6 protein-coding genes are annotated in these 8,981 nt (G+C 63.5%); 4 read left to right on the top strand and 2 right to left on the bottom strand.

All coding sequences use genetic code 11. The features are described from left to right. Positions 1-603 precede the first annotated feature (603 nt). Complete coding sequence (locus tag IAE77_RS27175; RefSeq protein ID WP_294233737.1) at positions 604-2,013, bottom strand: hypothetical protein; 1,410 nt, start codon at positions 2,011-2,013, stop codon at positions 604-606. A gap of 135 nt (positions 2,014-2,148) precedes the next feature. Here IAE77_RS27175 and IAE77_RS27170 point away from each other — a divergent pair, with 135 nt between their 5' ends. Further along, positions 2,149-3,663 (top strand): sialidase family protein, encoded by a 1,515-nt coding sequence (locus tag IAE77_RS27170; RefSeq protein ID WP_294233734.1) that lies wholly within the window; start codon positions 2,149-2,151, stop codon positions 3,661-3,663. A 50-nt stretch (positions 3,664-3,713) separates the two neighbouring features. Here IAE77_RS27170 and IAE77_RS27165 read toward each other — a convergent pair whose 3' ends face one another. Beyond that, complete coding sequence (locus tag IAE77_RS27165) at positions 3,714-5,666, bottom strand: DUF1549 and DUF1553 domain-containing protein (protein WP_294233731.1); 1,953 nt, start codon at positions 5,664-5,666, stop codon at positions 3,714-3,716. A gap of 112 nt (positions 5,667-5,778) precedes the next feature. Here IAE77_RS27165 and nuoF point away from each other — a divergent pair, with 112 nt between their 5' ends. The 3 genes from nuoF to IAE77_RS27150 all read left to right on the top strand — a co-directional run. After that, positions 5,779-7,176: an NADH-quinone oxidoreductase subunit NuoF gene (gene nuoF, locus IAE77_RS27160; protein ID WP_294233728.1), complete on the top strand. Its 1,398-nt coding sequence runs from the start codon at positions 5,779-5,781 to the stop codon at positions 7,174-7,176. A 72-nt stretch (positions 7,177-7,248) separates the two neighbouring features. Further along, positions 7,249-7,893: a hypothetical protein gene (locus IAE77_RS27155; protein ID WP_294233725.1), complete on the top strand. Its 645-nt coding sequence runs from the start codon at positions 7,249-7,251 to the stop codon at positions 7,891-7,893. Between the two features lie 93 nt (positions 7,894-7,986). Then, positions 7,987-8,981: right-handed parallel beta-helix repeat-containing protein (locus IAE77_RS27150; protein WP_294233722.1), on the top strand; the 995-nt coding region annotated here is incomplete at its 3' end.

The following is an 8,981-nucleotide window of genomic DNA, read 5'->3' as shown; positions in this document are numbered from 1 at the left end:
CTTGGGCGACACCTCCCTCTGCCGCTCGACCACCCGCCGCACCTCAGGACGATGCGGCAGCCCCGATCGACGCGGTTTCGACGGCTGGCTCATGCCGCGATGAAATAAACTCCCCGATGACGCCGCAAGCAAAAACTCACGCCGAATCAACAACGCGCCAACATCGCGCCAACAACGCACCCCGGAGCGCGGACCTCCGAGTCCGCAGCGGGTCGTCCACGAACTCGACGCTCAAGCCCCCCAGCCTTTCCGCAAGCACGGTGATCACCGGTTTGGCCGCGGTCGGCTGGATCAAGCGAGCGCGCTGCCTGTCTGCCGAGTGCTGCGGGCTCGGAGGCCCGCGCTCCTTCACGAGCACCCGCCAACAACGCACCAACAACGCACCCTGGAGCGCGGACCTCCGAGTCCGCAGCGGGTCGTCCGCAGCACCAACGCACAAGCCACCCGCCGTGCCGCAAGCACGGTGATCACGGTTTGACTGCGGTCGGCTGGATGCAGCGAGCGCGCTACAGGTTTGCCGAGCGCTGCGGGCTCGGAGGCCCGCGCTCCTTTCCAGCCTCGGCTGCGGAAGCTCGATCCGAGCTTCCGCCACTGACCGGGACGTCACGCCGATGCCTTCGCCTTCTTCTCGGCAGCCAGCGCGGCTTTTTCGGCGGCGAGCTGGGCGGCAGCGGCGGCGAGGCGGGCTTTCTGCTTGGCCTCGTATTCAGCGAGCGTCTTGGCGCGGGCTTCGGCGCGGCGGGCTTTGGCCTCCTCCTCGATCTGGGCGGCTTTTTGACGCTCGGCGTCCTGCTGGGCTTTGGTGGCGGCCACCTCAGCGGCTCGCTTTTCCTGCTCGAGACGGACGGCCTCCTTTTCGGCCTGGATCTTGGCCTTGGCAGCGGCTTTCTCGGCCTCGGCCTGCTCTTTGGCAAGACGCGCGGCCTCCTTGGCGGCAGCCTTTTCCGCATCGGCCTGCTCTTTCGCGATGCGGGCAGCTTCTTTCGCCGCAGCCTTCTCGGCGTCGGCCTGTTCCTTCGCCAGGCGGGCAGCCTCCTTCGCAGCGGCCTTCTCGGCATCGGCTTGTTCCTTGGCGAGGCGGGCGGCCTCCTTGGCTTCGGCAGCGGCGGCCTTTTCAGCGTCTTTCTGGGCCTGGGCGGCGGCTTTGGCCTCGGCAGCGGCGGCCATCGCGGCCATGCGCTCGGCCAGGAGACGTTCCTTCTCAGCGGCTTTCTCGGCAGCCTCCTGTTCCTTGGCAAGGCGTGCGGCCTCCTTCGCGGCGGCCTTTTCAGCCTCGGCCTGCTCCTTCGCCACACGGGCGGCTTCCTTCGCGGCTTCCTTTTCTGCGAGCGCCTGGGCCTTGGCAGCCGCTTTTTCGGCGGCTTCCTGCTCCTTGGCGATGCGGGCGGCCTCCTTGGCTGCCTCAGCGGCGGCTTTCTCGGCCTCCTTTTGCGCCTGCGCGGCGGCCTTTTCAGCCTCCTTTTGAGCCAGGGCGGCCGCTTTGGCCTCGGCAGCAGCCAGAACGGCGGCGAGCCGCTCGGCAATGGCACGTTCCTTCGCGGCGACCTTCTCGGCAGCCTCACGTTCCTTGGCAAGACGGGCCGCTTCCTTCTCCGCCAGCGCCCGGGCCTTTGCTTCCTCCTTCTCGGCCAATTCCCTGGCCTTGATGGCAGCAGCGGCGGCACGCATGGCCTCGAGTTCGAGCTGGGCCTGTGCCTTGGCGGCGGCGATGGCCGCCTCCTTCTCAAGACGGGCGGCTTCCTTGGCCTCCAACGCGGCGATTCGCGCAGCTTCCTTCTCCGCGAGCGCCTGGGCCTTGGCAGCCTCCCGGGCCGCAATGTCCGTAGCCACCTTGGCCTCCAGCGCGGCGGTGAGTTGCAGCGCATAATCGGTCAACTGCTGGCTGAGCTCCGCAGCCGTGGCCGCCAGCGCCGGGGCGGATTCGTCAAGCACGCGGGGCTGCACTTCCAGTTCCTGCAGTTTCTGGGCGGTGTCAGTGAGAAGGGAGACAAATTTGGGGTCGAGCTTGGTCATCGCGGTGGGGGGTCTGAAAACGGGCGGGCATGAATGATCAGAGATGGGCAGGTGTAAAGGAGAGAAGGCCTTGGGGAAAGATGTCCGGATGGCGGGGAGGCTTGACCGCCCGGCCTCTCCTGCCGACACCTGTGGATGCGCATTCTCCCGCCCATCCTGCCCCTGCTTGCCTTCGCCATCGCCTGCCAAGGGGCGGAGCATCCCCCGGTCTGTCTGGACGCGAACCAGATGTCCATCGCGACGGGCAAGCCTTCGCTGGTGCTGATGTCAAAAGGCTCCACGCACATCCCGGTGTGGTCGTTGTCGGGCGGCACGGAGGGGCAGTCGGTGTGCGGCATCGTCGTCGGCCTCCCCAAAGGGTGCGCGGCGGTGAAGGTCGAGATCGTCGTGACCACGACGGACGAGACGACGAGCCCCGAGTTTCAAGATGTCTATCGTGTCCACCTGTCGCAGATGGTCGCGGGCGGGCCGTTCACCGAGCGCTATGCGCTGGGCCAGCCGGTGCGCACCGCGCTGTCTGCCGCCGCCTTCCATTCGCGAACGATCCTGCTGGAGTCCTACTACGAAGTCGTGCCCGACACGCCGCTCACCGTGCGCATTCAACGCGAACCCGGTGATCCCGGCGACACGTTCATCAAGCCCACGGGGCTGGCCGCCGTGAAGGTGACGCCGCTGAACGCCCTCCCGAAACCGCACGTGGTGCAGGACGTGAGCGGCTACAATTCGTGGCCGATGATCCACGCGATCGGCGACAAGCTGGTCTGTGTGTATGGCCGCGGCAAAGGGCATTCCATCGCCAGCGACGATCGCGCCGTTTACGCCCGCACCTCCACCGATGGCGGAGCAACGTGGACGCCGGAGACCGTGGTCGCCGACGCGTCCGGCTATGGCGAGGTCGCGGTCGGGAAAGGGCTGGATGCGACCGGGGCGATGCTGCTCTGGGTGCGCCGCATCGGCAAAAACGAGTGGCACCACGACCTCTACCGCAGCACCGACGGAATCACCTTCACGCGCATCGCGACGCCGACACTCGCCGTGCGCCCGATGCAGATCACCGATGTCTTCAGCGTCCCGAAAGTCGGACTCATGGCGCTGTGGTTCGGCGGCGATTACAGCGACAAGCCCACGCAATCCTGGGGCACGATGACCAGCAGCGACGATGGCAGGACGTGGACGCAAACACCTGTCGAAACCGGTTTGCTGAAACCCGACTGGCCGACCGAACCCGCCGCCGTTTACCTCGGCGATGGCAGGATCCTCGCCATCGCGCGCACGGAGACCGGGCCCGCGCAGTTCCAGATCATCTCCACGGACCACGGAGCCACGTGGACTCGCACGCGCACCAACATCAGCGATGTCACGGCCTCCACGCCGAGCCTGATCCTCGACGCCAAAACGGGGCTGCTGAGCAACTACTACTATGAGCGCGGCCGCGGCATCCTGCGGCGTCGTGTCGTCGATCCCGATCTCGTGTTTGACCATCCGCTGAGCTGGCCCGGCTCCGAGGCCATCGCCATCGGCAGCAAGGTCACCTTTGATGCCGGCAACGCGAACGCCACGGTCATCGGCGGCAAGCACTACGTCTCGTTCTACTCCGGCAAGGCACCGGACACCTCCGTCGTCGTCTCCGCCGTCCCAGCCCCGAAATAGCGGTGCGCACCGTCCTCGGTGTGGCCCGCTTTGCTGACGGCCGCGACGGCTCAGTCCACAAACAGCATCTCGTTCCCGGCGAGCAGCGCCTGCGCATACTGCGACCACGTGACGGCCTCCTTTTCCCGACCGCTGACGAAGGCGCGGGCGACTTCTGCCTCATGAGCGCTGGGTTTGCGGCCAAACAGACGCGCATAAACCGCATCCACGTCGTGCTCCATCGCCCAGCGGCCAAACGCATCCGCCTGCTGCTGCATGAAGGGTGAATTGAGTGCAAACAGCCCCTGCAACGGAGTGATCGTCTCCGTGCGCCACGGATTGTGCGCTCCGGGATCGGGCACGTCGTGGATTCGCAGCATCGGATCCATGTCCTGACGATCGGATGCGCCGTAGAGAGAGCGGCGGGTGTTCTTCATATCGCTGATCGCTGCGGCCGGACCGCCCATCTTGAGATCGATCTGCCCGGAGGCCGAGAGAATCGCATCGCGCCACGATTCCCAATCAAGGCGGCGACGCAGCATGCGGGCGTAGAGCTTGTTCTCTGGATCACGCTTCTCCGATTCTGCGGCCACGACGCTGCTCTGCTGCCATGTCGCCGAGTTCAAAATCTCGCGATGCAGCCACTTGATCGACCAGCCGTGCTCCATGAAGCGGCCGGTGAGATCGTCGAGCAGCTCGGGATGCGTCGGCAGCTCGCCGAGGTTGCCGAACTCGCTCGGGGTATCGACCAAACCGCGGCCGAAGTGATGTTTCCACACGCGATTGACGATCACGCGTGCCGTGAGAGGCGCCGCATCCTCCACCAGCGCCTGGGCGAGCTCCAAACGACCGCTGCCCGTGGAGAATTTGCGCGGCAGGCCGGTTTTCGACGGGAATGCGGACAGGAAACGACGCGGCACAGTCTCGCCGAGGTCGTTTGGATTGCCGCGCTTCATCAGTTCGAGATCGCGGGCCATGCCCATTTTGTAGTCAAGCTTTGTACCGTGCTCCTTCTCCTTGTTCACGACAAAGAGCGCGGCCTCCTCGACGGCGTTGGCCATCAGCATGTTGAAGTGTGGTGTGCTGCTTTTGATCGCATCGATCTTCGTCTGCAAAGCGGCGGTCTGCTCCTTCAGATCCTTCGGCTTCTTCTTCGCCAGCTCCTTGATCTGCTTTTCGAGCGACGCGACATCGCCACGAGCCTTCTCCACCGGTCTCCAGAACTCATCGCTCATCGTCGGCAATTCGGAGAGCTTCACCGACGCGAACACGCCGGCGAGCGCGTAGTAGTCCTGCGCCGTGATTGGGTCCGATTTGTGATCGTGGCAACGCGCACAGGCCAGCGTCAGCCCCAGGAACGTGCGGCCGATGGCATCCACATGCTCCTCCCATTCGTCGGCGACGGTCGTTTTGATGATCTCCGGGGGCAGTTGCAGCTCTTTGAAATAAGTCGGGCTCAGGCCGATGAAGCCGAGCGCCACGCGGTCCTTCGGTCCACACTCCGGGAGGAAGTCCGTCGCAAGCTGCCGGACCACGAAGCGGTCATACGGCATGTCTTCATTGAACGCCTGCACCACCCAGTCGCGGTAGAGGTAGGAATACTTGGTCGAGTCGAGCCAGTCCGGCGTCTGATCCACATAACGCGCCAGATCAAGCCAGTGACGGGCCCAACGCTCGCCGTAGTGGGGATTGGCCAGGGTGCTGCGCACTTTGTCGGACCAGTTTGACGTTTCCGACACGTCGGATGGTGGCAGGCCGGTCAGATCAAACGACAGTCGTCGCTGCAACACACGCTCGTCCGCCCTAGGCGCCGGCTTCATGCCCGCTTTCTCCATTTGAGCGAGGACGTAGTAGTCAATTCGAGTTTTCGGCCAAGTGGTGTCCTTCACCTTGGGAAGAGGCGTCCGTTTCAGCGGTGCAAAGGACCACGGCACAGGCCTCGGGCCTTCGTCTTTCTTCGCAACGACCATTCCCGCTGAAGCCAGCAGCATCAGCGCAGTCGGGAGCATTTTGGTGACGGGCATGCCACACTTACTGCGGCTGCCACGTGATGCTTTCATGACCGGCCGCATCCAGCTTGTGAATTTTTTCACAAATCCCGGTTGCCGCGCTTATTCACACTGGAATACTGCGCCCATGGCCTCCCCCGTCCAGTATCTCCCCGGCAAAGAACCTCACGCCCGCGAACATCGTCTGATCTTCAAAAACGTGGATCGCGTCGGCTGGAACACCTCCATCGAATGCGCCATCGCCGACGGCGGTTACGAGATGCTCAAAAAGGCCCTCGGCATGGAGCGCAGCGCCATCACGAACGAGGTGAAAGCCAGCGGTCTGCGTGGTCGTGGCGGTGCGGGCTTCCCCACCGGCATGAAATGGGGCTTCATCCCGCCCACGAACACCAAGCCCGTCTATCTCATCTGCAACGCTGACGAATCCGAGCCCGGCACCTTCAAAGACCGCTACATCCTGCATCAAGACCCGCATCAGCTCATCGAGGGCATGACCATCGCCTGCTACGCGGTGGGGGCCAAGCTGGCCTACATTTACATCCGCGAAGAATTCCCCCAGGCCGCGATCATCGTCGAAAAAGCCATCGCGGAGGCCCACGCGAAGGGCTTCCTCGGCAAAAACATCCTCGGCAGCGGCTTTGACTGCGAAATCTACGTCCACCGCGGCGCCGGAGCCTACATCTGCGGCGAGGAGACCGGCCTCATCGAGTCCCTCGAAGGCAAGCGCCCCTACCCGCGCATCAAGCCGCCCTATTTCCCCGCGGCACTCGGACTCTACATGAGCCCGACCATCGTGAACAACGTCGAGTCCCTCTGCCATGTGAAACACATCCTGCAGATGGGCGGCGCGGAATACGCCAAGCTCGGCACGCCGAACAACACCGGCACCCGCATCCTCTGCGTGTCCGGCGACGTGCAAAAGCCCGGCTATTACGAAATCCAGGTCGGCAAGCTCACCATGGGCGAGGTCATCAACGACCTCTGCGGCGGCTTGAAGCCCGGCCGCAAACTCAAAGCCATCATCCCCGGCGGCTCCTCCGCCAAGGTCCTGCGTGCCGACGAGAAGTTTAAGCTCAAAGACGGCCGCGAACTCACCATCATGGACATCCCGATGGACTTCGACACCATGGCCGCCTGCGGCACCATGGCTGGCTCCGGCGGCGTCATCATCATGGACGACAGCCGCAGCATGAGCTGGGTCATCAACAACCTGAACAACTTCTACGCCCACGAGAGCTGCGGCCAGTGCACCCCCTGCCGCGAAGGCAGCCTGTGGATGAAAAAGATCAGCGACCGCATCGTCTCCGGCAACGCCAGCCCCGACGACGTGGACACGCTGGAGCAAGTCGCCGTGCAAATCGACGGCCGCACCATCTGCGCCTTCGGCGAAGCCAGCGCCTGGCCCACGCAGAGTTTCGTCCGCAAATTCCGCGACGAACTCAAAGCCGACTGTAAAGCCGACCTCGCCGGGAAGATCGTCAACGAAGAGACACTCGTCGCGGCGGCGAGCTTGGTGGTTCAATGATGGAGCGCTGACGGGTCGTCGGTAGTCATCAGAAACTCGACAGAGAATGTCTCTGTCGGGTAAAACGCTGGCATGCATAGTGCCAACCCAACTCAGACGGCAAAGCCGAAAAGGTCTGTCTTCAGATGGTTGGTGTTTATCGTCGCGTCTCTCTCCGGCTTGTTCGTCGCCGCGATGGCAATTGCGGTTGTTGAAATCACCTTTTTCCCGGAACACGCCGCGAAGAAACTTCGCCCGACACAAGTCCACACTGTCATCAAAGATCTTCGTCTCGCGATTCATTCATATGAGATCGAATACAATCGGCTCCCGATCCTTGGAGCCACTTCACATCATACAGACATTGCCATCCGTACGCAGGGGCCAATCTTGCCTGCTTTGCTTGGCAAAGAAGCTAGCGAACTGAATCCCCGCTCCATCAGATTCTTTGACAGCCCCTTCGACAGTGACCGTAGATTCGGCCTCTGGAAGGATGACAATGAATGGGCGCTCCGTGACCGCTGGGGCGAGCTCTATTACCTGATCCTCGACACGAATGAAGCCAAGAAGATCACCAATCCCGAATTCGGAGCCGACCAGTCAAACCCGAAGTATGCGGAGAAATGCAGACAGACTCCGCCTCCGCCCACATTGCCAGCCGAAGTCATCATCTACTCCTCCGGTCCAGATCGCGATCCCAAGACTTGGGAAGACAACATCTGTTCGTGGCACCAGTGACATCACTCGAGAACACCGAATTTGCCCTTCTCTGCGGTTCTTTCATCTCTCGCGGTGTGGATGGATTCCACCGCCACCGAGCGTAACTCCTGCATGAAACCCGCACTGCTCCTACTCGCGCTCACGTCCTCGCTTTTCGCTGCGGAGCGGCCGGAGGTCACGGTGCCGCGGCAGACGAGCGGCGACACGGCGGTGCAGCCGACTTGGGAGGAATCTTTGACCATCACTGTCGGCACGAAGGACGCGGACATCGTCGGGAGCGACCAGCGGGCCATCCAGGCGGCGGTGGATCATGTGGCGAGGCTGGGCGGCGGCACAGTGCGCATCAAGGCGGGCACCTACCGGCTGCGAAACGCCGTCTATCTGCAAAGCGGCGTCCACCTCATCGGCGAGGGCGACAAGACGCTGCTCATCAAAGAGCCCTCCACCACCATGCCGCTGAAGCTCGACAGCGACTGGTATGACCAGGAGATCACCCTGCACGACCCCACCGGCTTCCGCGTGGGCGATGGCGTGTGCCTGCGGGCGAAGGACGCCAAAACCGGCCGCCAGACCGTGCTCAAGCGCACGCTCACCGCCCGCAGCGGCAACCGCTTCAAGCTCGACAAGCCCCTGCGCGAAAACCTCTGGCAGATGAACGATGCCACCTGCGCCACGCTCTTCCCGCTGCTCAGCGGCGAGTTCGTGAACGACCTGCGCATCGAAAACCTCGTGCTCGACGGCAACCGCGAGCACAACGCCGAGCTCGATGGCAACTACGCCGGCTGCATCTTCCTCCAGGACTGCAACCGCATCCACATCCGCGGCGTCACCGCCCGCAACAACCACGGCGACGGCATCTCCTGGCAGATCTGCCACGATGTCATCGTCGAGAACTGCGTCAGCGAGAACAACAAGAACCTCGGCCTGCATCCCGGCAGCGGCTCGCAGCGGCCCGTCATCCGCAACAACACCCTGCGCGGCAACGACATCGGCATCTTCTTCTGTTGGGGCGTCAAATACGGCCTCGCCGAGCAAAACACCATCGAGGGCAACCGCGTCGGCATCTCCACCGGCCACCGCGACACCGACAACCTCATCACCGGCAA

Origin of the sequence: Prosthecobacter sp., from assembly GCF_014879935.1 — a bacterium.
Classification (GTDB): domain Bacteria; phylum Verrucomicrobiota; class Verrucomicrobiia; order Verrucomicrobiales; family Verrucomicrobiaceae; genus Prosthecobacter.
Note: the sequence above shows the minus strand (reverse complement) of the source record. Positions and strands in the feature narration are given on the sequence as shown.